The organism is Paracoccus aeridis, assembly GCF_004923205.2.
Classification (GTDB): domain Bacteria; phylum Pseudomonadota; class Alphaproteobacteria; order Rhodobacterales; family Rhodobacteraceae; genus Paracoccus; species Paracoccus aeridis.
Map to the genome: position 1 here is coordinate 30594 of NZ_SELD02000066.1, position 25160 is coordinate 55753.

The 25160-nt window shown below is 68.6% G+C and carries 30 protein-coding genes; 4 read left to right on the plus strand and 26 right to left on the minus strand.

Annotated elements, in window-relative coordinates; translation table 11 throughout:
* Positions 1–34: 34 nt before the first annotated feature.
* Positions 35–487, plus strand: a complete 453-nt coding sequence (locus tag ELI80_RS14915; protein ID WP_136653105.1) for a very short patch repair endonuclease — start codon at positions 35–37, stop codon at positions 485–487.
* A 38-nt stretch (positions 488–525) separates the two neighbouring features.
* Here the strand turns inward: ELI80_RS14915 and ELI80_RS14920 are convergent, their stop codons facing one another.
* The 24 genes from ELI80_RS14920 to ELI80_RS15035 form a co-directional block, all read right to left on the minus strand.
* Positions 526–1602: a DUF2793 domain-containing protein gene (locus ELI80_RS14920; RefSeq protein ID WP_136653106.1), complete on the minus strand. Its 1077-nt coding sequence runs from the start codon at positions 1600–1602 to the stop codon at positions 526–528.
* 10 nt (positions 1603–1612) lie between these two features.
* The gene (locus tag ELI80_RS14925) at positions 1613–5578 is read right to left on the minus strand and encodes a baseplate multidomain protein megatron (protein ID WP_136653107.1); all 3966 of its coding nucleotides are present in this window, start codon (positions 5576–5578) and stop codon (positions 1613–1615) included.
* 9 nt (positions 5579–5587) lie between these two features.
* Positions 5588–6019 (minus strand): NlpC/P60 family protein, encoded by a 432-nt coding sequence (locus tag ELI80_RS14930; RefSeq protein ID WP_136653108.1) that lies wholly within the window; start codon positions 6017–6019, stop codon positions 5588–5590.
* Positions 6016–6900: a phage/gene transfer agent baseplate hub protein gene (locus tag ELI80_RS14935; RefSeq protein ID WP_136653109.1), complete on the minus strand. Its 885-nt coding sequence runs from the start codon at positions 6898–6900 to the stop codon at positions 6016–6018. Before ELI80_RS14935 ends, ELI80_RS14930 begins: the two co-directional genes overlap by 4 nt.
* A gap of 126 nt (positions 6901–7026) precedes the next feature.
* Positions 7027–7257 carry a hypothetical protein gene (locus tag ELI80_RS14940; RefSeq protein ID WP_136653110.1) on the minus strand — a complete coding sequence of 77 codons (231 nt, stop codon included), beginning with the start codon at positions 7255–7257 and terminating at the stop codon, positions 7027–7029.
* 86 nt (positions 7258–7343) lie between these two features.
* Complete coding sequence (locus tag ELI80_RS14950; protein ID WP_021099101.1) at positions 7344–7574, minus strand: hypothetical protein; 231 nt, start codon at positions 7572–7574, stop codon at positions 7344–7346.
* 3 nt (positions 7575–7577) lie between these two features.
* Positions 7578–8237 (minus strand): lysozyme, encoded by a 660-nt coding sequence (locus ELI80_RS14955; RefSeq protein WP_136653112.1) that lies wholly within the window; start codon positions 8235–8237, stop codon positions 7578–7580.
* A gap of 4 nt (positions 8238–8241) precedes the next feature.
* Complete coding sequence (locus ELI80_RS16545) at positions 8242–8373, minus strand: hypothetical protein (RefSeq protein ID WP_268939895.1); 132 nt, start codon at positions 8371–8373, stop codon at positions 8242–8244.
* A complete protein-coding gene (locus ELI80_RS14960) occupies positions 8366–8716 on the minus strand; it encodes a hypothetical protein (RefSeq protein WP_036718001.1) in 351 nt (116 codons plus the stop codon). The genes ELI80_RS16545 and ELI80_RS14960 overlap by 8 nt, the downstream gene beginning before the upstream one ends.
* Entirely contained in the window at positions 8713–9339 is a 627-nt protein-coding gene (locus tag ELI80_RS14965; RefSeq protein WP_036718000.1) for a DUF2460 domain-containing protein, read from the minus strand. The genes ELI80_RS14960 and ELI80_RS14965 overlap by 4 nt, the downstream gene beginning before the upstream one ends.
* On the minus strand, positions 9339–11756 hold the full coding sequence (locus ELI80_RS14970; RefSeq protein ID WP_136653113.1) for a phage tail tape measure C-terminal domain-containing protein: 2418 nt from the start codon (positions 11754–11756) through the stop codon (positions 9339–9341). Before ELI80_RS14970 ends, ELI80_RS14965 begins: the two co-directional genes overlap by 1 nt.
* On the minus strand, positions 11749–11877 hold the full coding sequence (locus tag ELI80_RS16550) for a DUF7697 family protein (RefSeq protein ID WP_268939896.1): 129 nt from the start codon (positions 11875–11877) through the stop codon (positions 11749–11751). The genes ELI80_RS14970 and ELI80_RS16550 overlap by 8 nt, the downstream gene beginning before the upstream one ends.
* 98 nt (positions 11878–11975) lie before the next feature.
* Positions 11976–12413, minus strand: a complete 438-nt coding sequence (locus tag ELI80_RS14980; RefSeq protein ID WP_136653115.1) for a phage-derived protein YdaY family protein — start codon at positions 12411–12413, stop codon at positions 11976–11978.
* Complete coding sequence (locus ELI80_RS14985) at positions 12413–13354, minus strand: phage tail tube protein (protein WP_136653116.1); 942 nt, start codon at positions 13352–13354, stop codon at positions 12413–12415. The genes ELI80_RS14980 and ELI80_RS14985 overlap by 1 nt, the downstream gene beginning before the upstream one ends.
* Before the next feature lie 24 nt (positions 13355–13378).
* The gene (locus ELI80_RS14990) at positions 13379–13798 is read right to left on the minus strand and encodes an acyl-CoA transferase (protein ID WP_136653117.1); all 420 of its coding nucleotides are present in this window, start codon (positions 13796–13798) and stop codon (positions 13379–13381) included.
* A gap of 13 nt (positions 13799–13811) precedes the next feature.
* Positions 13812–14897 (minus strand): GTP pyrophosphokinase, encoded by a 1086-nt coding sequence (locus ELI80_RS14995; RefSeq protein WP_136653118.1) that lies wholly within the window; start codon positions 14895–14897, stop codon positions 13812–13814.
* 144 nt (positions 14898–15041) lie between these two features.
* Positions 15042–15665, minus strand: a complete 624-nt coding sequence (locus ELI80_RS15000; RefSeq protein WP_136653119.1) for a DUF6441 family protein — start codon at positions 15663–15665, stop codon at positions 15042–15044.
* A gap of 5 nt (positions 15666–15670) precedes the next feature.
* Positions 15671–15982: a head-tail joining protein gene (locus ELI80_RS15005; RefSeq protein WP_136653120.1), complete on the minus strand. Its 312-nt coding sequence runs from the start codon at positions 15980–15982 to the stop codon at positions 15671–15673.
* A complete protein-coding gene (locus ELI80_RS15010; protein WP_136653121.1) occupies positions 15982–16317 on the minus strand; it encodes a DUF2190 family protein in 336 nt (111 codons plus the stop codon). Before ELI80_RS15010 ends, ELI80_RS15005 begins: the two co-directional genes overlap by 1 nt.
* 77 nt (positions 16318–16394) lie before the next feature.
* Positions 16395–18449: a prohead protease/major capsid protein fusion protein gene (locus ELI80_RS15015; protein ID WP_136653122.1), complete on the minus strand. Its 2055-nt coding sequence runs from the start codon at positions 18447–18449 to the stop codon at positions 16395–16397.
* 4 nt (positions 18450–18453) lie between these two features.
* Positions 18454–19995, minus strand: a complete 1542-nt coding sequence (locus ELI80_RS15020) for a phage portal protein (RefSeq protein ID WP_136653123.1) — start codon at positions 19993–19995, stop codon at positions 18454–18456.
* Positions 19995–20204 (minus strand): phage head-tail joining protein, encoded by a 210-nt coding sequence (locus ELI80_RS15025; RefSeq protein ID WP_136653124.1) that lies wholly within the window; start codon positions 20202–20204, stop codon positions 19995–19997. The genes ELI80_RS15020 and ELI80_RS15025 overlap by 1 nt, the downstream gene beginning before the upstream one ends.
* 2 nt (positions 20205–20206) lie before the next feature.
* Positions 20207–22210 carry a phage terminase large subunit family protein gene (locus ELI80_RS15030; protein WP_136653125.1) on the minus strand — a complete coding sequence of 668 codons (2004 nt, stop codon included), beginning with the start codon at positions 22208–22210 and terminating at the stop codon, positions 20207–20209.
* On the minus strand, positions 22158–22754 hold the full coding sequence (locus ELI80_RS15035) for a hypothetical protein (RefSeq protein WP_136653126.1): 597 nt from the start codon (positions 22752–22754) through the stop codon (positions 22158–22160). The genes ELI80_RS15030 and ELI80_RS15035 overlap by 53 nt, the downstream gene beginning before the upstream one ends.
* A gap of 111 nt (positions 22755–22865) precedes the next feature.
* Here ELI80_RS15035 and ELI80_RS15040 point away from each other — a divergent pair, with 111 nt between their 5' ends.
* The 3 genes from ELI80_RS15040 to ELI80_RS15050 all read left to right on the plus strand — a co-directional run bounded on the left by ELI80_RS15040 (position 22866) and on the right by ELI80_RS15050 (position 24010).
* The gene (locus tag ELI80_RS15040; RefSeq protein WP_136653127.1) at positions 22866–23174 is read left to right on the plus strand and encodes a hypothetical protein; all 309 of its coding nucleotides are present in this window, start codon (positions 22866–22868) and stop codon (positions 23172–23174) included.
* A 96-nt stretch (positions 23175–23270) separates the two neighbouring features.
* Complete coding sequence (locus ELI80_RS15045) at positions 23271–23807, plus strand: DUF3489 domain-containing protein (protein WP_136653128.1); 537 nt, start codon at positions 23271–23273, stop codon at positions 23805–23807.
* A complete protein-coding gene (locus ELI80_RS15050) occupies positions 23804–24010 on the plus strand; it encodes a hypothetical protein (protein WP_036717957.1) in 207 nt (68 codons plus the stop codon). The genes ELI80_RS15045 and ELI80_RS15050 overlap by 4 nt, the downstream gene beginning before the upstream one ends.
* A 53-nt stretch (positions 24011–24063) precedes the next feature.
* On the opposite strand, the gene ELI80_RS15055 is transcribed toward ELI80_RS15050, so the two are convergent.
* Both ELI80_RS15055 and ELI80_RS16495 read right to left on the minus strand, forming a co-directional pair.
* Positions 24064–24288, minus strand: coding sequence for a DUF7220 family protein (locus ELI80_RS15055; RefSeq protein WP_036717954.1), 225 nt, complete (start codon positions 24286–24288; stop codon positions 24064–24066).
* Positions 24285–25160, minus strand: a complete 876-nt coding sequence (locus ELI80_RS16495; RefSeq protein WP_236641533.1) for a DNA cytosine methyltransferase — start codon at positions 25158–25160, stop codon at positions 24285–24287. The genes ELI80_RS15055 and ELI80_RS16495 overlap by 4 nt, the downstream gene beginning before the upstream one ends.

Genomic DNA, 25160 nt, shown 5'->3' on the forward strand with positions numbered 1-25160 from the left:
TATACCAGGTTCAGGGACGAAAACCAGGACGGATGTGACTGATATCGTGGACCAGCAGACCCGTTCCCGGATGATGTCGGGGATCAGGGGAAAGAACACCAAGCCCGAGCTGGCTCTCAGGCGGGCATTGCACGCGCGCGGTTTTCGCTTCCGGCTTCATTCCGGCAAGGTTCACGGTCGACCGGACCTTGTCCTTCCGAAGCACCGCGCAGTGGTGTTCGTGCATGGTTGCTTCTGGCATCGACATAAGGGGTGCCGCTACGCAACCGTCCCGGCAACCCGGCCGGAGTTCTGGCGGGCAAAGTTCGACGCGAACGTAGCTCGGGACCGCACCGTTCGCACGACGCTTCTGGACGGTGGACGGCGCGTGGCAACGGTGTGGGAATGCGCACTGCGGAAGCCGGATCAAGTTGCCGCTTCGGCCGAACTGCTGTCGACCTGGCTGCTGTCTGACGAAGATCAGATAGAAATCGGCGCGGACGTTTAGCAGCCCTCCTGAGCCGGACCTCGATCCGGACGTTGCGCTCAGCCGATCTTGCAGCCCCAAAAGGACGTGTGGTCGGCTGCCAAATAGCCGTCCGCGACCCGGAAATACCCCTGAAGCTCGACGGTATCGCCTGCGGTGAGCGGCACCATGGTCTGCAGCCAGATGGCGGTGGCGAGCGAGACATGGGTGGCGGAGATTTCGCCGAGGGAGCCGCGGATTTCGGTCGTGCCGTTCAGCACGAGCCGCCCGCGCATGCGGGCCGTGGCGCTGGCGTTGATCTTGTAGAGCAGCGTCGCGCCGAAGAGGTAGGTGCCGTCCACCGGCGCCACGAAGTGGTTGTTCGCGGCGTCGAACGCGCCCTGATCGTTGTAGTCGGTGTTGTTCAGGCCGATCTTCGTCCAGGTCCCGACGCCGACGTAGTTGTCGTAGTTCGTGTATGCCTTGAAGCGCGGCAGCCGGGGCTGATCGACGATGCCGGTGGCGTTGTCGACGCTGAGTCCGTCGAAGAAGGTGCTGCCGTCGGCGGAGACCGCGAGGCGGAAGCGGTCGGAGCCGAAGAGGCCGACCAGCGCGCGGGTAGAAAAGTCGGTCTGCAGCGTCAGCCCGAGATCGTCGCCCGCGGCCTCCTTGTTCATGGTGTAGAACAGATCGCCGGTCCCGCCCTCGGCCACGGTCCTCGCGGTCCAGAGCGCGGCGTTCAGCTTGGCCGAGAACGGGTTCGACGCATCCGCTGTGGTGCCGAGCCCGAGCAGCGCCATATTCTGCAGCGCCGCGGGCGTGGTGCCGACCCAGCCAGACCCGTCGTAGACCATCAGCAGGCCCTCGTCCTCGACCCACGCCCGCCAGCCGGTGCGCGGTGGCAGGCGCAGCCAGGCGCCGTCGGTCCAGAGCGCGACGTTCAGGTCCCAGCCCGCCCAGTCACCCTTCGCGCCCGAGGCGACGATGTAGCGGTCGCCATCGGCGGGGCTCGCTGGGGGTGCTGCCAGATCCCGGTCGAGCACCGAGAGATGGACGAGACCGTCGAGGATCCGCAGCGCCTCGTTGTGGGTGACGTGCTTCTGGGCCTGCGCCGCCAGGATGTAGGGCAGCAGGAGATGGGTCGTGGCGTCGGACATGGGATGGCCTTCAGAGTATCAGCGTGATGGTCTTGGGCACGCCCCGCCCGACAAGGGCGGAGAGCTGGAAGATGCGGATGTCGAGCGTGTCGCCGGGACCGAGCGGCCCGCCCCAGTCGGCGATCTGCTGGGCGGCGGTGTAGAGCGCGCTGGTGGCGGTCGTGCTCAGCACCCGCTTCACAGTAGGACCGTCGAGGATCTCCACCTCGTAGGCTTCCAGTTCCTCGGCCAGCGGCACCTCGAGCCCGCCCCAGCTGTCGGCCGCCAGCGCGCGGGACCGGCGCGTCCAGCGGATCGTCAGATCGCCGGGCGTGCGAGGCCTACGCCACGGCTGCTCGACATGGGCGGCCGAGAACGGCCGCAGCCCGACGCCCTCAGGCGTGAAGGTCTGCCCCACGTAGGTCTCGTCGCTGACCGGGCGGCTCGCGGGGCCAATGCGCCAGTTCCACGGGATGCCGAGATCGGCCTCGGCGATCGGCAGGGACGCCAGCGCCGTGTCCAGCACGACTACGCGGGCGCCAGCGGGCGCCGGGTTGCCCATGGCGCCCTCGGTGCCGCGCTGCCCGCGCAGGAGCCGGGTCAGGCGATAGCGGCCGGGCGCCAGCAGTTCCGCCGCGCCCGCCTGAACGATCTCCCACACGCCGGGCGCGCTCTCGATGGCGAGCGCGTTCGCCCCGCCGAACAGAGTCAGGTCCGTGACGCTTTCCAGCGTGCCGGTCAGCAGATCGACCACCAGCGCGTTTCCGAGGTCGAAGCGCGACGTCGGTCCCGCAAAGAAGTCCGAGACCAACGTCCCGATCCGGGCGCGGCTGCCAAACGTCGTCAGCAGCTCGAAGCCATCGGTCGCGGGGCTGCGGAACACCGCCATCTCGCCCGGCCATGGCACGGCGTGTGCCGCAACCAGCGGCCGATGCGCGGGCTGGTCCTCGGTCAGCTGCGGCAGGTCCAGCAGCACCGCATCCGGCGCGCCGAACACCACGGCCCGCGTCAGCGACGCGGCGCGGGGATCGCCGGGCGGCAGGTCGTAGGTCGCCCGGTCCTGGCGCACCGCCTCGATGCCGCGCGCCTCGGCGTCGGCGATGCAGACGAGCCGCAGATCGACCAGCCGCCCGTCATGCTCGAACCGGATCGCATCGGCCGGATCGAGCGCGAGCCGCGAGGGCGGCAAACGGAACGCAGCCGTCTCGCGCCCCACCCATGCCTCCATCAGCGCGCGGCGGCAGCGGCGCTCGGCTTCCTCGGGCGGCACCGCCATCGGGAAGGACTCGGACGCGATCCGCGTCGTGTCCACGGTGATGCGCCGCGCCTCGACGAGGGCCGCGTCGTAGTCCTCGTCCGCCCGCGCGACCTGCCATTTCAGGGCCTGCGGCAGTTCCGTCTCCTGGCCGCGCGTCAGTTCCAGCACGTCGCCTTCGCGGGTGGACACCAGATCGTCGGGCGCGACGGTGGCGACAGACGCCCGGCCGCGCATGACAAAGCGGATCACGCCTTCGGTTTCCACGGCGTCGAAGCCGAAATGCCGCGCCAGCGTGGAAATCGAGGCCCGCGGGCTTTCCAGCGCCCCGATCACATAGCCCTCGACCGCGCCCCAGAGGCCGGAGACGTCGATCAGGGTTTCCGCCAGCCCAGCGCGCAGGCAGAGGTGGCGCACGAGGGCTGCCAGCGAAACGGCGCCGAGGCGCCCGGTCAGCCAGTGCCCGAGCCGCCAGTTCGCCCCGTCCGTCCAGACATCGGTCAGCGCCGGGAAGAAGGGATAGGGCCGCGCGTCCCAGGTCCAGGCGGCGCATTCGGGCACATGCACCATGCGGCCGCCGTAGACCGACGACAGCGGGTTGTTCGCGGTCTCGCCCCACCAGAGGTACGTCGCCTCAAGATAGGCGCGCTGGATGGCGTCGTCCCGCCAGCCCCGCGAGAAATGCGGCGTGAAGCTCTCGGACGACTTCGGATCGAAGAAGACGTTCGGCTGGTTGGTGCCACGATCGATGGCGGGGCAGCCCAGCTCGGTGAACCAGACCCGCTTGGACTGCGGCACCCACGCCGTCGGCGTGCCGCTCTCCACTCCACCGGGGCGGTCGTAATGCGCGTTCGACCACCAGGCGCGCAGATCCTTGTAGCGGAAGACCCACGGCTTGGCCGCCGCGCCGTCTGTAATCGCGGTCCGCACCTGCGCGGATCGGTCCGCCGCGCTGGCGTAGAACCAGTCGAAGCCTTCGCCGCCCGCGATGTTCGCCTGCAGGTAGGCCCGGTCGTAGATCGCGGGCCAGCCCTCGGCCGCGTCGAGATGCTCGAACCCGTCCCGCCAGTCCGACAGCGGCATATAGTTGTCGATCCCGACGAAATCGATCTCCGGATCGGCCCAGAGCGGATCGAGGTGGAAGAACACGTCACCGCTGCCGTCGTCCGGCTGATGCCCGAAATACTCGCTCCAGTCGGCCGCATAGCTGATCGCCGTGCCCGCGCCGAGGATCGAGCGGACATCCGCGAGGAGGTCCCGATAGGCCTGCACGGCAGGATAGGTGCTGGCCCCCGAGCGGATCGTGGTCAGCCCCGGCATCTCTGTGCCGATCAGGAAGGCGTCCACCCCGCCCGCCGCCGCGCAGAGATGGGCATAGTGCAGCACCATGCGCCGCAGGCCCCAGTCGCCGGGCGAGCCGGTCCAGGAAACCGTCTGACCCGAGACGCTGAAGCTTGCCGGCGTGGCCGCGCCAAACAGCGCCGCGACCTGGCTTGCGGCCGTGGCGGTCTTGTCCACGGTCCCGGCGTAGCCAGCGGCAGGCGAACAGGTGATCCGCCCCCGCCACGGGAAGGCAGGCTGACCCGTCCCGGCCGCGTTGTCGGAATATGGGTTCGGCTGGGTGTTGCCGGGCGGCACGTCCATCAGGATGAAGGGATAGAAGGTGACGCGCAGCCCGCGCGCCTTCATCTCCTGGATCGCCTGCACCACCGCGAAGTCGGACGGCGTGCCGCCATAGACCGGGCGATCCTGGTCGTCGCGGCTGACGAGGAAGGCATTGGCGCGGCTCACGCCGTTGACCGACCAGCTGGCAGGCGTGGTCGACTTGGCCGACACCTCGACGCCCGGCCGCACCTTGCAGGAGCCCGCGCGCAGATCGTCGCCGAACCAGGCCACAACGAGGCTGACGCTGTCGACCGCCGGGGCCATCGCCTGCAGCCGGTCCAGCGCCTCCACCATGTCGGTGGAGGCGGCCAGCGCGTTCAGGTTCTCCGGCACCGTCGCGCCGCCATCGGTCTTCCGGATCGCCTGCGTCGCGTAGGTGAACTCGCCCGAGGCGGGGATCATGGTGACGGCGCGGGTCAGGCCCTCGGCGGTGTCGGGATCGGCGAGCGGTCGGAAGACCTCGAAGGAGAGCTGCGGCAGGCGGTTGCCGTAGGTCGAGAGCGCCAACTCCTCGAAGACGACGTAGGCCGTGCCGCGATAGGCTGGAGTGTTGGCCGCGCCCATTTTCGCCGCGATGAACGGGTCCGCCGTCTGCGCCTCGTCGCCCGGATACCAGCGCCAGGTGACGCCGGAGAGGTCCATCGGCTTGCCGTCGGCCCAGATGCGCCCGATGCCGGTGATCGGGCCCTCGCACAAGGCGACAGCGAAGCTGGCGTAGTACAGATACTCGGTCGTCTTGACCTTGCCGCCCCCGCCGCCCTTGCCGCCGCCCTGCGTGGTGGTCTTCGTTTCCTCACGGAAATCCGTCGCCCAGATGATGTTGCCGCCCATCCGCATCCGGCCGTAGAGCCGCGGGATCACTGCGCCTTCGGTGGCCGAGGTGATGCGCAGCGTGTCGAGCCGCGCGCCCTCGATGCGCTGGGTGGGCGCCAGCGACGAGATGATCCAGCTGTCGACGACCGAACCGATCGTCGAGCCGATGAAGCCGCCGATGGTGGCGGCGCTGACGCCGAGGATCGCGCCGCCGATGCTGCCGCCAATGGCGGCGCCAGCCGCACCGAGAACGAGGGTGGCCATGGTCTGGTCTCAGCGTTGCGGGAACAGGAAGGCGAAGGCGATGCGCCGCCGCCAAGGTTGCGTGAGCGGTTCCTCGATCACGCCGAGCCGCTCGTAGGCGTGGAGGAAGGAGTCGGGCCCGGTCAGGATCCCGACATGCTTGGCGATGGCGCGGGGCTTCATGCGGAAGAGCACCAGCGCGCCGGGACCGGGCTCGCTAGGCGATACCTCGATCATCATGCGACGCGCCCCCTCGGCCAGTACCTCGCGCGGGCTCGTCTCGCCCCAGTCCCGGCTGTAGGGCGGGATCAAAAATGGCTCGGGACCGACGACCTCGCGCCAGACGCCCCGGGCGAGCCCGAGGCAATCGCAGCCGACGCCGCGCAGGCTGGCCTGATCATGATACGGCGTGCCGAGCCAGGAGCGCGCGGTGGCGATGACGCGTGCGGGATCGGCGTTCACAGCACCGACCCCTCGTGCCCGCCATCCTTCGTTGCATAGCGCAGCACCGCGTCCTGGCCGGGGATGTGCGGGAAGCCGCGGAAGTTGACGGTGTTGGCGAACTTCACGCCGCAGGTCTCCATGCGCTTGTCGCAGCCTGCGCGGATGGTGAAGGCGTCGCCCTCGGCGATCGCGCGCACCGGCGCCTCGAGCAGCGTCAGCACCGCGATGCCATCCGTAACGTCATGGCCCAGCACCTCGGTGCGCCGCCCGGCGTTCGCGCCGCTCGTCCAGTCGACGGTGCCGAAGGTGAACCAGCCGGAGGCGAAGCCGCCGAGGCCCGAGGCCGTGAAGGCACGGTCGCGCAGAAGGTCGATGACGGCGCCCGTGCCCTTGAACGCCGGGTTCTCCAGATCGACACCGCAACGCCCATCGCCGAGCGCGGCATCGCAGGTCGCCTGAAACGTCCGCCCCACCGTCTGGCCCAGCACATGCGCCAGCGAGCGGACTTCGGCGACGAAGGCGAGCCGCCCGCGCCGGATCTGACCGATGGCGCCCCGCCGCATCAGCACGCGCTGGCCGGTGTCGGACCAGTTCACCCGCCAGACCTCGACCTCGGCGTTGTCCCAGCGCCCATCGAGAATGTCGGTCTCGGTGATCCGGTCGGAGGTCAGCACGCCTTCGGCATCCTGCGCATCGACCGACAAGTCCGAGCCCGAGCGCACCTCGGATGCCGTGAGCCCGCTCTCGGGTTCGAAGTCCGTCCCGTCAAAACTCAGCGTCCGGTCGTGGTCGGTGAAGCCGAAGGTGACGCCATCGGTGCGGGCGATCCGCCAGCACCAGGCGAGCGTCGTTGTGCCCTCGTCGAGATGCGCCTGAAGGTTGGGCGAGAGGGATTTCATCGGCAGGTTCCCGTCATGCGGTCGTCGAGATCGGCGATCCAGTCCGCCCAGTCCGGCGGAACCTCCGCGACGGTCTCGGCAGCAGGTCGGCCTAGCCGAGCCTCGGCGTAGGACGCGCAGCCCGCATCACCAGCGCCCATCGTTGCGGCGCAGCCGCTCAGCAGGATCGCCAGCACCGCGGCCGTCGCGAATCGCGTCGCGCCCGCGCTCGACGCGGTTGTTCTTGTCTTCGATGGCATCGCGTTCCGCCTCCCGTTTGCCCGCGCGTTCCCCTTCCGCACGCCCCCAGACGCGGCCGAGGACGACACCTCCGACCGCGCCCAGAGCCGCGACCAGCCAGATCAGGAACTCAGCCACCGTCCCGCTCCCCGTGCGCGGCGGCGACGCAGAGGGCGACGACGAAGACCCCGAGACAGCCGCCCACGACCAGACCCGCGAGAAACTCAAGCATCGCCACGGAACCCGCGCTCGATCCGGTCGCGCAGGCCGATCAGGCCCAGCCCGAGGAACATCAGCCCGGCCGGCGAGGCATCGCCCGAGCCGGCAAGCAGCGCGACGAGACGGGACAGTTCGCCGAGCGAACCTGTGGCGGGCAGCGAAAGAGACGCGATGCCGGTAAGCATGGCGAGCAGTCCCGCCCACCAGGTGAGCGAGTTGGGGCGAACGTAGCGCATGGGTCAGGCCCTCTGGATCAGGGTGGAGAAGAAGGCGGCCAGCCGGGCGAGCCAGCCGGTGGGGGCGTCGGGAGCAGGATCGAGGACCGGCGGCCTCGGCAGCGGCGACGGCCGCAGCAGCGCCAGAGCCTCGTCTTCGGTCAGGCGACGGACCGGCCGCGAGAAGTCCACGCGGCCCGTGCGATCCACGGACCAGACCGGGATCGTGCCGCCGGGATAGCGACCATGGCGGAACAGGTCGCGCTCGGCCTCCCGGCGGGGGATGATGGAGGCTGGTCGCCGCCAGTTCAGAAACGCGCCGGCGGCGGCAACGCGATTGCCGGCATTGAGGTGCCGGGTCAGCGCGGCCTTCGCGATACCCCCGGTGTTGTAGTGAAAGCTGACCAGCGCATCGAACTCGTGCGGCGCCAGCGGCACCTTCACGGCGCGCAGGACAGCGGCCTCGTAGCGCGCGAGGTCGGCGCGGAAGACCCGGAACGCCTCGCGGATCCCGGCGTCGCGATCGGCAGGCATGCCGCGCGGCATGGTGGCCGGATCGGGTGGCCCGGCCGCGACCGTGTGGCCGATGCCGAAGGTCCAGACCTGTTTCACATCGAGATAGGGTCCGGGCACGATGCCTTCGTGCCGGACGAGGGCCAGCAGGCCCCGGTCGGTCATGTGCATGGGATTACCGGAAAAGCGAGAGGATCAGGATCAGTGCCGCAACGACGAGGCCGATGCGCAGGCGATGGGCGAAGGCCTGCCGGGGGTCGGCGGGGTCGCAGCGGAAGGAGCGCGCGAGGCGGAGAAGTTCATTCATCGCCAGCGCTTTCGTTGACGCGGCGCAGGCGGGCGAGCAGCATCTCGATGAAGGCCGGGCCGAAGACGCCGACGAGATAGGCCGCCGATCCTGCCGCCCCGCCCGCGGGGATCGTCTCGGGCGACAGCCCCAGCCAGGCGGTGATCACGGCCATGGAGAGGCTGCCCATCCCGGCCGCGATCAGCCCGCCGAGCAGGATGTGCCGCAGCGCATCGCGCAGCCGCATCTTCGTGGTCAGTGCGTTCGTGGCGCCGCCGAGAGCGCCCCAAGCGGCGAGGATCACCGCCGTGGACGTGGCGAGTTCTTTCAGAACCGCAGCAATAAAGCGGGATTCGTCGTTCATCGGCGCAGTTCCAACAGCGGAATGGAGGTGATCGAGCCGAGCCGCTCGAGGTCGAGCGTCACGTCGAGCACGTCGGTGTCGAAGCGGACCGGCACGTCGAACTCGAAGCCCGCAGTGATGGAGACGCCGGAGCCTGGCGCGGCGCCAAAGCTGACGACGCCGGTCGTGGCATCGACCGACCAGCCGGAGGGCTGCTCGACGCCCGACAGCGCGATGCGCACGGTGCCCGCCACCGGCTTGGCGATGGCGCGCGTCCAGGATTGCGCGCCTGAGGCGTAGCGCTTGACCAGCTGGAAGGCGGTCATTGCACTGTCGCCGATGCCGATCGGCTGGTCGGTCGGCGACGGCGTGCCCGAGGGCAGGCAGGACTTGTGGTCGCCCCAGTCCTTGAACCGGAAGCCATGGAGCCGCCCGTTCCGCGCCTCGAAGAAGGCGACGACGGCGGCGAGATCGTCGGCGCGGCGGATGCCATAGGCGACGTCGTAGCGGCGGCGCGAGTTGGCCCAGCTGGCGTTCCGCTCCTCGTCCCCGGAGGCGAGTTCGATGATCTGGGTGCGCCGCTCCGGCCCGCCCCGCGCGCCGCGGCTGATGTTGTCGGGAAACCGGACCTCGTGGAACGCCATCACATGCCCCTCCGGCCTAGCGACACGGCGCGGGCGATGTCCGCCGCGACCTGCGTGCGCGACTGCCGGAAGCTCTCGGCGTCACGCGCCATGATGGTGACGTTGACGCCGCCGCCCCCGCTGTAGCTCTGCGCCTCCCGCCGCGACAGCACGCGTTCCCCGCGTTGCAGGATCGCGGGCACCTCGTCGTGGCGGAGGCCCGCCATGCCGCCGCCATGCATCCGAGGCGCGGCGGCGAAGGCCATCGCCGGGACCATGCGCGCGGGCCCCGCCGCACCGACCATCCCGCCCGCATGCAGGACGTTGGCGAAGATGCCGCCCGCGCCGGAGAAGACGCCGGAGAGTGCATTGGCGATCGGCCCGAGGATGAACCGCCGCGCCGCCAGCTGGGCGAGATCGGCCAGCAGCGAGGTGACGAGATCGCGGAAGTTCAGCTTGCCGGTCTTAACGAACTCGCCCACCGCGTTCTCGGCCGACTGGAATGCGCCGACGAGGCTCTGGCCGATGTCACCGCCGATGTCGCGGGCCTTGCTGGCGTAGTCGGAGAGCGCTGAGGTGACGGCCTGCCAGCCGGTGACGGCGGCCTCGGTCGCGGGCTCCGCTACCGCAGCAGCAGCTCCGGCCGCAGCACCTGCACCCGTGGCGGCGCGTCCGGCATCGCCGAGCGCCGTCTCCAGCCGCTCGGCCGCGCTGGTGGCCTCGGTTAATACATCGGCACTGGCTTCGTCGGCACCCCGCACCGCATCGCGCAGCGCCTGCCAGCTTTCGAGGGGCGCGCGAGCGCCCTCGGCGAGATCGCGCGCGGCGCTGCGGTAGACATTCGCGGACTCGAGCGCCCGGTTCGCCGCTTCTGTCAGGCCAAGATCGGGCGCGGTGAGCGGGTTGTCCTCGAAGGCCCGGTCGAACGCCTCCTGCGCAGCTGTCGTGGCGGCACTGGCCGCGCCCTCGAAACGGTTCTCGATCTCGCCGAGGTCGAGGTCGGGCACCAGCGAGATGCGCCGCTCGGACCCGAGGGCTTCCAGCCCCTGGTTGATCCCCCCGATGAAGCCGTTGATGCGCGAGACCACGCCGTTCAGCATCGCCTCGACGCCGTCGACCAGGCTGTTGGCCGCCTGGAAGGCCAGATCGCCGATGGCCGCCGGTAGCAGGCCCCAGATCGCCTTGATCGCCTCGTATGCCCCCTCGAACGTGTTCGCGGCCGTGTTGCCGAAGCCCACCACGCTCTCGATGGCGCTCTGCATCCCTGATGCGGCATCAGCCTTCAGGTCGAAGAACATCGCTGTGGCCGCAGCGCCCGCCGCTGCGGCGCCCATCCTGATGCGTTCCCAGACCTCGACGGCGAGGTCCTTCAGGAGCGACATCGCCTCGCCAAAGCCACCCGCGCCCGAGACGAGGCGGGTGAACTGGTAGACGAGCTCGCCCGCGCCAACGATCAGGGCACCGATGCCGGTGCGGATCAGCGCGCCGCGCAGGACGACCAGCGCCGTGGCGAGACCCCGGACGGAGAGCGCCGCGGCGGCCATGCCGGCGACCCAGCGTCCCGCGAGGAAGGCGGCGAAGGTCGCTGCGTAGGTGGTCAGGCGGCCGATGTTGTCGAAGAGACCGCGGATCGCGATGCCGAGCGGCCCGGTGCGGCTGGCGACCGCCGCCATGGCGTTGGCGACGGCTTCCAGCGCCGGAGCCGCGGCGACGGCTAGCTGGTTGGAGAGCCCGCGCCAGATCAGGCCGAGCCGCGAGATGGCATCGTTCGTCCGCTCGATCTGGTCGGCATCCTGCTCCGAGACGACGACACCGAAGGCGAGCACGTCCTCCGTCGCCTGGCGCAGCGTCGCGGTGTCGATCCGCGACATGGCGATGGAGCCTTCCTCGCCGAAGAGCTGCCCCGCCACCGCCGCGCGCTCGGCGGCGGGCACGAAGCTCTCGATGGCGGCGTTGATTGCACCCACACGCTGGTCCAGCGGCAGGGCGATCAGGTCGGTGGCAGACAGCCCGAGCCGGTCCAGCGCATCGGCGGCGGGGCCGGCCCCGGCCGCCGCCTGGCTGAGGCGGCGCGTCAAATCCTTCGTCGCCTGTTCAATGCCAGACATGGAAACGCCCGCCAGCTCGCCCGCCCGCTCGAGCGTCTGGATCGAAGCGACGGTGGTGCCGAGCGATTGCGCGAGCTTGGCCTGCGCATCGACGGTCTGCAGCCCGGAGCGGATCATCGCCACGCCAGCGGCGGTCGCGGCGGCAACTGCGGCAGCGGCGGCGACCCGGACCCGACGCGAGAAGGCCGCGAGCCGGGCGTTCGCAGCTTCCATCTCCCGGCTGAGCCGTCCGAAGCCGCGCGCTCCGGCCTCGCCCACGCCTTCCAGCTCGGCGCGCACTTGTCGGCCGCCGACCGCGGCGAGGCGGACGGACACACGCTTTTCAGCCATCGGGGCGTTCCATCTGTTCGTTGAGTTTGGCGACCATCACCGCCTCGATGACGGGCAGCAGTTCGGCCATGGCCAAGGGCGGGATGCCGATGGCGTCCCCGAGCGCCAGCGCCGCCGACATGTCCCAGCCGATCACCGCGCCGGGCAGAACCCGCAGTTGGCCGCCGAGGCGGCCGACCAGGTCCCAGACCTGCCAACCCTCGAATGTGACCGGTCGGTTCAGCCGCGCCGGGCAGTCCGGGCAGGCTTGCGGGCAGGCTTGGCAGTATCGGTCGCCCCCGCCGAAGGACCATTCGGCGAGGGCGTGGAGGCGTTTTTTTCCTGTTCCAGCAGCAGCCCCTTGGAGACGTAGGTCAGCTGGAAGGCCTCGAAGATCGGCCAGACATCGAGCAGCGCGTCGATGGCCTCCGGGCTTGGGTCGATGGGGTTGCCGTCCGCGTCGCCGATGCCCTCCCAGGCGAGCACCGCCCGCCGCGCCAGCGCCTTCGCGAAGGCGACAGCGCGCTCCTCGTCGGACGCCTCCTCGGGAACCGCCTCGACGGCCGGATCGCTGCGTGTCGCCACCATCAGTGCGGTGGTCAGCGGGCGCAGCTGCACCCGGACGCCGGGCGCGAGGTCATGCCAGCGGGGCGCGTTCGTCAGGTCGAGCGTCAGCATCAATACGTCTCCACGTCGTTCACGAGGGTTGCAGTGCACATCCGGCCGACGACGCCGTCGCGGGCGGCCTGCCAGTCGAACGTCGCCTGCACGCCCTGCGGGCCCGAAATCTCGATGCGCGGGCGCGGCAGGTAGACGGCGTGCACCGTGAAGGTGAAGCTCTCGCCCGAAGGCAGGACGTAGACGAATCCCATCTCGCAGGCCTCGCCGTTGATGGCCTGCGTCACCAGCGTCTGGTCAGCGAAGCGCACCTCGATCCGGCCGGTGAGCGCGGCGATGGACGGGTCGGCGCCGTCGATGCGGCCGTCCGCGCGGATGGTCTCGATCCGGTCGAGGTTGTTGGCATAGGTGATCTCCGCCGAGACCACATTGCCGAGGGCGGTGCCATTGCGGCTGATCGCCCCGTTGAAATGGCCGAAGCGCTTCAGCTCGAGCGCCGCCGGTGTCCCGGCGCTGGTGGTCGTGCCGACCGTCTCGCCCTGCGCCACCAGCCGCGCGGTGGCGGTCAGCAGGCCGGAGCGCTGCATCTGCCAGGTGATCTGGTCGAGCACGCAGCCCGAGTACATCGCGTAGCGCGGCACCTCGGGCATGCCGGTCTCGATCGACATGCTGGGGAGCGTCCAGGAGCCCGACTGGAACTCGTGGCTGTAGGGGGCCTCCGCGCCCGTGGTCGTGGGCGTGCCGAAGGCCGCCTTCAGCCAGAACCCGAACGCCTCCGCGTCGAGCGGCACGACGACATCGCCATCGGCCGTCACCGCGTCCTTGATCGGCGCCAGCGGGTCTCGGCCGTAGCCGAGCAGCTCCGAGTTCAGCAGCGGCTGCTCGGCGCCGAGCGAGGTGCTGGCGAAGGGCATGCGGGTGAAGCCGCTGGCGGGCGGCGTTCCATAGGTCGTCTCGAACGCAAGCGCCATCAGCGCCCGCGCCCCCTGGGCTCGTGCCATGGTGTTCTCCTCGGGTTGTCGGGGTCAGGCCAGCGGGTCGGCCGTGGAATAGTGCAGCACCACAGGGATCACGGCCGCCTTCAGACTGGCCGCGCCCTCGACCGGCAGATCGACCGGGCGCGGCGCTTCTGCCTCGACCCAGTCGCAGAGCCCGCCAAGCGTGCGGTCGGCGGCGAGCGCCGCGCCAATGCTGGCGGTCAAAGTGTCGAAGGCGGTGTCACGGTCGGTGCCCTGCACGACTGCTTCGATCTCGGCGCGGTGCTGGTAGTGATACCGCAGGGGCGACAACGTCACCTCCGGCTCCCCCGGCTCGCCATCGCGCAGGATCAGCAGGCCCTCGGTCGACACACGCTCGGGCAGAACCTCGCCGCGCAGGGCGGTGGCGGGCAGCGCCGAGAGCCGCGCGTGCAGCGCGGCGAGGATGGTTTCGCGAAGGGTGGGCATGCCGATATCAACTTCATTTGTTCTGATCGTTCAGCCATCCGTCGAACCGCTCTCGCGCGGTATCTGTCAAAATCGCTGCGAACACGACCTTATCACCCAGATAAAGGCAATGCCGCATCATGGTGAAAGGGTTCATCCGTTCTCCGGATTTCTCAAATTCGGCTTGGTAATGCTTCACAGTCGCGATGGTTTCCCTCAAGTAGAAGTTGAATTTTCCACGGCTCAGGTTCGGCTTTAATGACACAATCTCCTGAGTGAACCCGTCAACCTTGTGGGGTTCGAAGTCAAACTTTGGGAAAAAGTGCTGCGCTATCCTAAGGAAATAGAATGCGTTGAGCGGCGCGTATTTTCCTGGCTGAACTGAGGCCTGTTCGGATCCCCCATTATCTCCCTCCGACTCTTTTGTTTCAGCGTCGATCTCTTGATAAATCTCCTCTGTTTGCTTTAGTTCCATTCTGGTTTCATCACGGATCGCGCGAAACTCTCTATCGGCCAACTCAAATAAGGCCGCCAAGGTATTAATGCGTCTCTTCAAATTATTTGGTATTGATTTCTTGTACTTGATCTTGTGATCCAAGATACTCCATGAATCTTGAACAACTGTACGAATCTGAAGTTCAAAAGCGTAATTGGCATAGAGTCGGTACTCTGCCATCGCTTTGCGCATTTCATTCAGCTTCAAATCGAGATGCAATCCCTTGTAGCCAAATGAATCCTCAGTTCCCTCGACCTGGGATATCTTATCTGTAATTTCAAGAACATCAAACTCTTCTAAAATTGCCCTCTTAACGCTTTCAACATCGTCCTCATACAGACAGACTATCCTAAGGCCAATAATGTCGGTGATTTTATCCTGGATAGTATATGGAGTTTTTGACGCCTCAAGGGCCGTGCGGTATTTTCTAGTGAACTTGCTGATACATTCTTCTCTGTCTTTGACCCGACCATTTACACTTGAAATGGCGACATCGGATTTTGATTGGACGAGTGATTCAATGAGCGTCGCAAACGAGCTCAAAGCAGCGTGCAGATTCCCGAGGTTCTCATTGTAGAACTCACGAAAAGACTTCTTCTCTGCATCGAAATCCAAAGAGCTCATTTCAGGCACTCCATGGGCTTGGCACCCTCATCGTTCAATTGCCCGCCCTTACGGACACTTCGTTGTATATCGTTAGACCAACTGCGACGTCAGCTGTAAACGGGGTTATTTTTTGCTTCGTTTGGGCTCCTGCCCAGTTTCCTGTCACCTTCTTACCCAGTTCGCCACGATCAACCCCGGCACACTGTCCAGCGCCCGGTCCGCATCCCGCGCCAGGTCCAGCCGCTTTGGCAGCTTGACCTGCGGCACCAGCAGGAAGATCGGCGCGGTGACCTTGCCGCGGCCGGTCTTCGAGCGCGACATCACCGCCTGGCCCTTCGTGTTCAGCCGTCCCTCGGCCACCAGCAGACTCGGGCCGGTGCGGCGATAGACGAAGCGGAGGTGCAGCCCTCGTCGCCGCTCCCATTCGCCGGGCGTGATCCTGCCGCCGCGCAGGGACTTGCCCGCGGCGGGCAGCGGGATCGCCAGCCAGAATCCATTCTTCGAGCGGATCAGCGGTCCGGTGTCATGCGCGCCCACGATGACCGGCGCCTTGGACCAGACGAGCGAGGCGGCGTCGAGGCTGTCGCCCGACCTCGGGAAGTTCTGGCTGCGGATGGAGTTGGCAAGCCGGGGCCCGAGCCCCGCGCCGGTGATCTGCAACCGCCAGGCCGATTTCAGCCCAGTCCCGGCCTCGCGGATTGCAGCCGACACGGCTCGTTCGCCCGCAGCGACCTCCGCCGCCATCATCGCCACGATGTCGGGATCGATGTCGAGCTTGAGCTTCATCGTGGTCAAACCGGGCGCAGGTCGACGGTCCAGACCAGCCGCTCACGGTCGCGAACGGGCTCGCCCTGGATCAGGAAGGCGTCGCCGTCGATCTCGATGCGGTCGCCGGGGCGCGGGGCTGGCACCTCGGCCACCCGCAGGTCGATCCGGGTGGTTTCGGACCAGAGCCGCGCGTCACCGAAGTCGGTGAGCGCATCAGCACGCCGGGCAACGACGCGCACCAGCAGGCGCGCGCCGCCATCGGCGATGTAGACCGCATCCTGCCCCATGTTCGGATCGGCGAAAAGCGCGCCGACAGCGGCGGCGAAGGCGCTCATCAGAAGGCCCCGTTCAGTCGCACCCGGCCGATGGTGTCGCCTGCGCCGCCCGCCACCGCGACCACAGCCACGCCGATCAGGGTGTTCGACGTGGTGGTCTTGGTCGCTTCCTTGGCGGTGTTGTCCCAATAGACCTTGTCACCTGCGGCCCAGGCTTGCGATGCGACCTTCTTCAGATCGTAGACGCCGGTGAGCGCGGCCTCGACCGCCTCGCCAACGGCGGCAGTGCCAGCGGCGACGCCGAAGATGGCACCGACGAGCAGGCCATCGCCCGATGCGACAGCGTAGGGCGCGGTCAGGGTGATGGTGTTGCCGGGCTGGACGTGGTTCTTCATGATGGGGATCCTCGTGGAAAGACGAAGGGCGGCCCGATTGGACCGCCCGTGTGTCAGGGTTCAGCATGGGGTGCGGCTTACGCGCCCGGGTTCTTGTAGAGGCCGCGCCAGTCGATGGCCTTGGCGCCGAAGTCGAGGCGGCACTTGATCTCGACGCCGTCGACGTCGAAGCCGTTGCGGGTCTCGATGTAGGCGCCCTGCTGGCCCTCGAGATAGGCGTACTCGATCGTGTCGATCTGGTTCGGGCTGGCTGCCAGATACCAGGCGGTCTCGCTGGCGGCGTCGAGGCGTGGCTCGCTGATCGGCGCGAGGGTGCGGATCGATTGCGGCACCACGCTGGACGTCGCGGCGGGCACCAGGTTCTGCGCGACCAGCTGCTCGGCCTTCAGCTCCAGCGAGGCGGGCACGATCAGGAAGGCCGGGCGGACGTTCAGCACCGTCTTCTTGTCGAGCCCGGTCTGCTTGGCCATCGCGGCGCGGGCCGCGCCGACGCTGCTCACGTCGAGCGCAGCACCAGTGCCCGCGAGGTTCTTGTGGGTGGTGTGGAAGAGCGCGTTGCCGTCGGCCATCGCCGGGTTGGCGGTGATGATGCCCCAGACCACGTCCGACTCCAGCTGGGCGATGGAGTTGCCGTACATCGCCGGGATGCGGGTGAAGGCGTCGAGATCGTCGTTGATCAGCGTCTGGCGGGTGATGGCGACCACCCGGCCATAGGTCTTCACCTTGTAGCTCTCCTTGCTCTCGCCCAGCGTGCCGCGCTTGAACTCGCCGCTCTCGCCGACCTCCAGCAGCTGCGGGGCCTCGCCGAGCTGGACCCGGTGCATCGCCTTGAAGTCGGTGGCCAGCACCTGGCGGCAGAACAGCATGAACGTCCGGGGATAGGCGTCGTAGGCCTGCCGCAGGGTCTTGTTGGTGACCGCCGACAGGATCTCGGGGAAGTCCGAGGTCGAGTGCAGCGCCCGCGTCGCCACCTCATCGCGCGACAGGCCCCGCGTGTTGACCCCGGCATTGCCGAGGCTTTCGCGGGCGAGTTCCAGCAGGGTCATGCCGCGGTACTGGCGGGCAGCGTCTTCGAGCTGGAACAGCGTCGGGCTGTAGCGGTGGAGCAGCGCATTCGCCACCGCGTCGCGGCGGGTGATGCGCTCGTCCCGGCCACCGAGCGGGACCGAGACATGCGGGAAGGTCCGGGTCTCATCGGATTTCGCGGCGACCTGGTCGAGGATCAGGCGGCGGGACTCGTCGACGCTGACGCCGCGCTTGACCAGATCTTCGGCGAAGCCGCGCTCGAGGTTCAGCCGCCCTGCCAGATCGTAAATGGTGGACACGCGGTCGCGCTCGGCCTCGCGGGCACGGGTCGCGACCGCCTCGGTGTCGGGCGAGGGAGTTGCCTGCGTCTTCGGCTGGCTGCGCGTCTCGCTGGCGGCGACCTTCGGGTCGGGCGCAGCCGAGCTCAGTTCGGTCATGGGGGTGTCCTCGGTTTCGACCGGCTCGGTCGGCTGGGTGGTGGCGGGTGCGGCGGCGTTGCGCGCCGCGGTCTGGGTCTTGTCCGTCATCGGGGATGCTCCTTGCGGTGTGGGGGCGTCCCGGCGGTGGAGGACGCAGTCGTGAAGGGGGTGCTGGGCGCGGAAGCCCGCGGCGGGGTCGGCGCCCACCGCGACAGCGGAGACCTCGAACGGCGTCCAGTCGACCGCCCGCCAAAGCTCGCGGGCGGCCTCGGCCTTCGAGACCTCGAAGCGGTGGACCTGGTAGCCGATGGAGACCGCGCGGATGTGCCCGGCCTGGATGTCGCGCCAGATCGGCTCGACGTCGGCGCGTTCGCTGATCCGCACCAGCGCGATGCCGCGCCCGTTCTCGATCCGGGCGGAACCGGGGACGACAGAGCCGATCACCGCGTCGAGCGTGTCGAGCTCGTGCACCTTCAGGAAGGGCGCACCCGCGTTCAGCCGGTCGAGCCGGACATGGGCCGGGTCGAGGCTCAGCTCCTCGTCATAGGGCTCGCCGAAGAAGGTGGCGCGGCGGACGCGGGCCCCGGCCGACCAGACCACCTCCACGGTGCGGCTGTCGGCATCAGCCGTGTTCGGCGCAAGCTCCGCCGACCGGCGCATGGCCGGCAGTTCGATCATCGTGTCCATGAGGTCAGTCCTGTTGGTCGGCCTGCGCCGGATCGGTTTCCGCGTTGGCAATTGTGTCGTCGGCGGCGGGATCGGTCGCCGGATCGTTGCTCTGCGCGCTGCCGGTCTTGGTGACGCGGCGCGGGTCGCTGTCGAGCACCAGCCCGAGCGCATCGAGCTTGGCGTTGGTCGCCGCGATCTCGGCCAGCACGGCGTCGGGATTGCGGCCCTGTTTGGCGATCACCTCGGCCAGCGTCATGGTGCCGGACCGGATCGACAGCAGGTTCGCCATCGCATCCTTCTGCGGATCGACCGCCTCGAACTTCGGCGGCGACCATTCGACCGGTACGATGGGCGACGGGATCTGACCCGCCGCCCACGCAGCCTCGGTGAACCACCGCCAGACCGGCGCACAGAACATCGGAATGAACAGCTGCCATTGGACGGCGTCGATCTGGCGGCGGAACTCCACTAGCCCCGCCCGGATCGAGGAATAGTTCACCTGGGACAGGTCCCCGGTCAGCAACTCGTAGGGCACCCGGAACCCGGCCGAGATCGTGTGCAGGCTGGCCCGCTTGTATTCGCCATAGCCGCCGGTGGCGGAGGGCTGGTTGAAGCGGATGTCCTTGCCGCCGCGTGCATAGGCAATCAGCCCCGGTTCGAACTGCTCGACCCGGTTGCCGTCGGCATCGACCACCGAGGGCGCGATGCCCTGCTGCGCCTCGTCTTCGCCGAAGACGATGGCGGTGACGCAGGCCTCGGTCTTCTTGCGGACCAGTTCGGCCACTTCGTAATCGTCGAGGTCGCGCAAAGAGCGGATCACCGGCGCACCCCAGGGAACGCCACGCGCCTGCGTGCGCTGCTTTTCATAGACATGGGCAATCTCGGTCGCAGGAACCGGGCGGCTGTCGAGCCCACCGCGCAAGACACCATGGGCATCGCCGGGGTGTTCCGGGTGCAGCCAATAGGCGCGACGCTTGCCGACCGGGTCGAACTCGATCCCCTGCACGAGGCGTCCCGCGCCGAGGACGCCGGATTTGGTGGCGTCGAGGAAGTCGGCCTCCAGCACCTGCAATTGCAGCGGCACCGGAAGGCCGTCCGAGGATCGGCGCAGGCGGCGGCGCACCAGAACCTCGCCCGCCTCGACCATCTCCCGGCAGATCAGCGTCTGCAGCCCGTAGAAGTCGAGCTGGCCGTCGGCGTCGCAGTCCGCCGTCCAGCGTTCGAAGAGCGCGTCGACCTTGCGGTCGAGCGTGTCGTCGCCGCTCGCGGCGCGGGGCATGATGCCCGCGCCGATGATGTTGTTGACCAGCACCGCGACGGCCTTGGCCGCGTGCGGGTTGTTGCGCACGAGATCGCGCATCCGGTCGCGCAACAGCGCCCCGGCCACGCCGATCTCGGTGTCGGCGGAGGATCCCGGCGCGCGCCAGCCCTCGGTGCGCCGTCCGCGTGCGGCGCCATCGTAACCGCGCGTCAGCGTCTCGAAGGCCTGACGCGCCATCACGCGGCGGGCCGCCATGCGCGGCGCCACCGTGGCGATGGCGTGATCGAACCAGGTCGCCGACATCACCGGTCCCCGCGCGAGAAGCCCGCGAGACCGGCCACCGGCAGCGGCCGTGTCGTGCCCGCGATGGCGCGCTCGATGGTTCGGATGCGGGCGAGCAGGTCCGCGGCCGCGCCGTAGTCCACCGACTTGCCGTCATAGCTGACGCGGGTCGTGCCGCTGGCATAGGCGCGGCGCAGCGCCGAGAGCTCGGATTCCGTCCAGTCGGTCATGTTCAAAACCATCCTCCGCGCCGTCCGAGCCAGTCGGAGCGGCGCTTGCCCTGCGGGGCCTGTCCCGGCCGGTTGATCTGCCCGGCGGGATCGGTGTCGGTGGGGGCGGCCCCGAGTTGATCCTCGAGGTCGCGCCATTTCTCGTCGGACCAGCGGTCCGCGCCCGCGATCCAGGCGGCGGCGCGGGCGTAGACCCGGCAATCCAGCGCCTCGTTGCGCTCGCGCAGCTTCTGCCACTCCAGCCGGGCGAAGCCGCGCTTCGTGCGCACCGTCACCAGCTGTTCGGCCACGAACTGCTTGAGCCATTCGTTCTCGACCCAATGCGGCAGGTGCACCGAGCCGGGCGGGAAGGCCGCCCCGTCGGCCATGTCCTCGTCGGTCGGACGCGCCAACCGCAGGAAGCGGTAGGTCTCGGCCTTGAAGGTCGACACCGCCACGGTCCAGAGCCGTGCGCCGCGGCGCAGCCGCTTCCCGCCCTCGGTCGCGTCGACGAAGGTCGGCCCCGAGACGGGGCTCGAGCGGTTGAACCCCTCGACGCCCTTGACCGGCGACACCTGCGCGAACCCCTGCGCGCGCGACCAGGAATAGACCGCCGGGGCCTCGTAGCCGGTGTCGATGGCCAGCCGCGCAATGCGCAGATGAGCGCCGCGTTCATGCGGCCAGCTTCTGTCCAGCAGCGCTGTCAATTCCGACCAAGCGTCATGCCGATCCGGCCCGCCCTCGATGACGACGTGATCGACGAGCCAGCTTTCCAGCCCGCGACCCCAGGCCCAGACATCGACCTCGATCCGGTCCTTCTGCACGTCGGCCCCGGCCGTCAGGAACAGCCCGCCCGCAGGCACCGTGCCGGAGGTCCAGCGCTCGCGGCGGTCGTAGAGCCGCTGCCAGTCTGGGGCTTCGCCGGTTTCGACCCATGTCTCGCCGAGGATCGTGTTCCGAAACGCCTTGACCGCCTCGTCCGAACCTTGCGCCGCGTCCCATGCCCGCACGATCCGCTCCCAGCTCAGCCAGCCGATCGGCGAGTAGAGTGCCGAGAGGTGATACCCGACCGTGGTCGGATCGGCGGCCGTGGCGGTCGCCCGCCATTCGCCGCCCTCCAGCATCGCCGTCTTGTGGTGTTCCGCGACTGCCGCGTCGCAGCCCTCGCAGTGATACTCGGCCGTCTCCGGGCGGCCTTTCTGCCAGCGCAGCCGGTCGAACTTCAGCCACTGCATCGCCCCGCAATGCGGGCACGGCACGAAGAACCGCCGCTGGTCGCTGGCCTCGTATTCCCGCTCGATCCGGCTCAGCCCGCGGATCGTTGGCGTCGAGACCAGCAGCACCTTGCGCCGGTGCGCGAAGGTCAGCGACCGGGCCTCGGCCAACGTCACCGGGTCGCCTTCCTCGTCGGCCGAGGCCGGATAGGCGTCGACCTCGTCGAGGAAGATGTACCGCGCCGGGGTCGAGCGCAGCCCGACCGCCGAGTTCGCCCCGGTCATGATCAGGATGCCGCCCGCGAACTCCTTGGACAGCATCGTGTTGCCCGCGTCGCGCGACCGGGCCGGTTTGACCCGTTCCCGCAGCTCCGGGCTCTCGTCGATCAGCGGGTCGATCCGCTGGCGCGAGTTCCGCTTGGCCAGTTCTACCGTCGGCTGGACCGCCAGCATCGGGCCCGGCGCCTGGTGGATGGCGAAGCCGATCCAGTTGTTCCCTGCCTCGGTCGCGCCGACCTGTGCGGCCTTCATGAATACGATCCGCTGCGTGGGATCGCCGGGCGACAGCCGGTCCATGATCTCGCGCATGTAGGGCGTACGCACCGTGCGATACCGCCCCGGTTCGGCCGAGGCGCGGCCCGAGAGCATCCGGTGCCGGTCCGCCCATTCCGAGACGGTCAGGTCCGGATCAGGCCGCAGCCCGTTGCCCCAGGCGCGCAGGATCTCGCCCGCGCCGTCGAAGTCAGTCAGCGCGTCATCTTCACCGGAAGTCGGGCCGGACCTCGGCGAGTTCGTCGAGGTGGGCGCGTACATGTTTCTCCAGCACCTTCTGCATCGCGGCTGGCTCCACGGTGATCTGCTGGCCCGTCGCGTCGCTGCACGAGGCCGAGAGCTCGGCCGCCATCAGCGCCGCCGCGCGTGCAGGCCAATTCACCCACGCGTCCCGTTCCTCCCGCGCCAGCCGGAACACCAGCGCCAGCGCGCGGGCCCGCTCAATCAACTCCCCCTTCAGCTTCTGGAGACGGATGCGCCGCTCCTGTGCCTTCAGCACCTCGTTCGCGGTTTTCGCCTGCAGGAAGGTCGTCCCGCCGCCGACGGCGGGGACTGCCAGCCCCTGTTCGCGTAGCGTGTCGCCGACGGCCGCCACCGCCGCCTCGGGGACGGGTTTCAGCTTCGGCGCGGGCGGCTTCCTCGTCTTCGACGGGTCCGTCGTCTCGGCACGCCGGGCGTCGCTGGCGGCCGCGTTGATGCTGCCGTCGGGATGGAGGACCAGCCGTTCGGCCGTCTTCGCCTTCTGGATCGCGCCCCGCGACAGCCCGACATGGGCGGCGTACTGGCGCTCGCTCATGCCCTGCATCGACGGCTCCGATTGTCATTCAAGATCATGTGCTTATCGAGTTGATAAGCACGGCGGACAGAGCGAACGTCACTCCAACGAAGCGATGCAACTCACCAAGGAGCCACTACGATGACCACCCGCCTGAACCCGATCACCACCCCGGGCTTTGAGGCCCGCGCCGAGAAGGCGCGCCGGAACAAGGGTGAGCCCAGTTCCGCCACCGGTTCGAGGAACCGGGCGAACGCGCTCGCAGCCTTCATCGGCAAGAAGGCCGAGATCGACGAGATGCTCGCCCGCCTGCAGGCGCTCAGCGACGACCATTTCAACTGCCACCCCGAAGAGGTGGGCTGGGCCATGGTCGGCACCCTCGAACACTACGCCAGCCTCCTGAAGCGCATCACCGACAGCGCCTTCGGCGAGGGCGAGCACGCCCGCTGATCTCCGGCGCTGCCGGAACTCCCGCCGCGCGCCCTGCGCGGCTCGGGGTCGTAGAAGGCGCCGCATGACGCGGGCCTCGAGCAAGGAGACGACCCCATGACCCAGATTCAGCTTTCCGACGCCCAAGCCGTCATCCTGTCCACCGCCTGCGCGCGCGAGGACGGGGCGGTCTTTCCCGTCACCGCCAGCCTCAAGGGCGGCGCCGTCGGCAACGTCTGCAAGAGCCTTCTGAAGCAGGGCCTGATCGAGGAAATCGGCGCCACGGACGTCAACACGGTCTGGCGGCACGACGAGGAGCGCGGCCCGATCACGCTGCGCGCCACCCCTCTGGCCTACAGCACCCTCGGGATCACGGACGAGCAGGACGACACGCTGCCGGCTGAGACGCCAACCGCCCCGGTCCAGCGCCGGAAGGGCACCAAGCAGGAGACCCTGATCGAGATGCTCCGCGCCGAGGGCGGCGCGACCATCGACGAGATCGTCGCCGAAACGGGCTGGCTGAGTCATACAGTCAGAGGAGCGATGTCCGGCGCCCTGAAAAAGAAGCTCGGGCTGACCATAATCTCCGAGAAGGTCGATGGCGGCGCACGTCGCTACCGCATCTGCGACATGCGCGAGGGGGCCGGGCGTTGAGCCCCGCCGACCGCCCGGACCCGCAGCACCGCATCCTCGGGATCGCGCTGCAGCTGGCGGCATATCCCCCGCTCCGCAAGCACGAGCATTCCTACGAGGCCCGAGTGCCATGGCGCCTCATCAAGGAGCTGCGCGAGGTCCTCAGGGACGCAGGGGTGGATTGGCGCGCGGTCCACGCCACGCTCCGCCAAGGGGACGCGTAGATCGGTCAGCCAATGCCCATGAGCCGCCGCCCCGCATTCTGGGCGGCGGTGTCTCATTCTGCGCTCTGGACCCGGATCGCCTCGAACAACCGACGCAGCAGGTAGCCGCGCGCCAGCGAGACGCCGACGAAGGCGAGGCCGATGGTCAGATGCTCCGCAAGCCCCGTCTCGATCCCGAACCACGGGAACACGACGATCTGCGTGGCGATGGCCAGCACATAGCCGACGACGACATTCGTCGCGGCCTCGACCATCGACATGATCCGGCTCTGCTTCACAGCGCGGCACCTCCCGCGGCCGTAACGACGGGGATTGCACCAGCAGCATCACGGTACACGGTCGCAACGTCCACGATGATCACGGTCTCGGGTCGCCGTTTCAGCACCGCGAAGAGATCCGTTTCGGTGACGAGCCCCACGGTCGGACAGGGTTGTTTCTTGCCCCAGTCCGCGCAGAAGAAGGACCGGCCCGAGATGTCGGAGATGTCGTTCATCCCGGCGAGGTCGTCGCGCAGGTCCGAGACGAACAGCGCCATCCCGTCTAACGATAGTGAGTGCTTCCTCAGCACTCTCATGACTGCAAGGCATGCGAGATCGCGCCAATCGAACCGCCGGCGCTGACCCTCGCGCTTGTGCGGCGCGCCGACCTCCGCCGCCGTGAAGAGGCCTGCCGCAAGGCGGTAGCCCATGCCGACCAGTCCGCCGGCGACTTCGGGGAAGCCGAGGCGGAGATGATGGGCGACATTCTCGAGGAAGACGAAGGGCGGCTCGGCCTCGCCGATGATGCGGGCGACATGCGGCCAGAGGTGGCGCGGATCGTCCGCGCCTCGGCGCTTGCCCGCGACGGAGAACGGCTGGCACGGATATCCCGCAGTGACGATGTCCACCGCGCCGCGCCACGGGCGGCCGTCGAAGGTTCCAACATCGTCCCAGACAGCAGCCTGATCCATGGACGCGTCTTCCATCCGCGCCACGAGAGTGGCTGCGGCGTAGGTTTCCCGTTCGACATGGCCCACAGCACGATATCCGGGGATGGCGATGGTGAGCCCGAGGTCGAGACCGCCCGCGCCGGAGCAGAGGGAGAGGCCGAAGAGGCATGCGTCTCCGGCTCCGGAAGCGCGTCCGGAGGAAGGTAAAGCCAGGTCATCCAT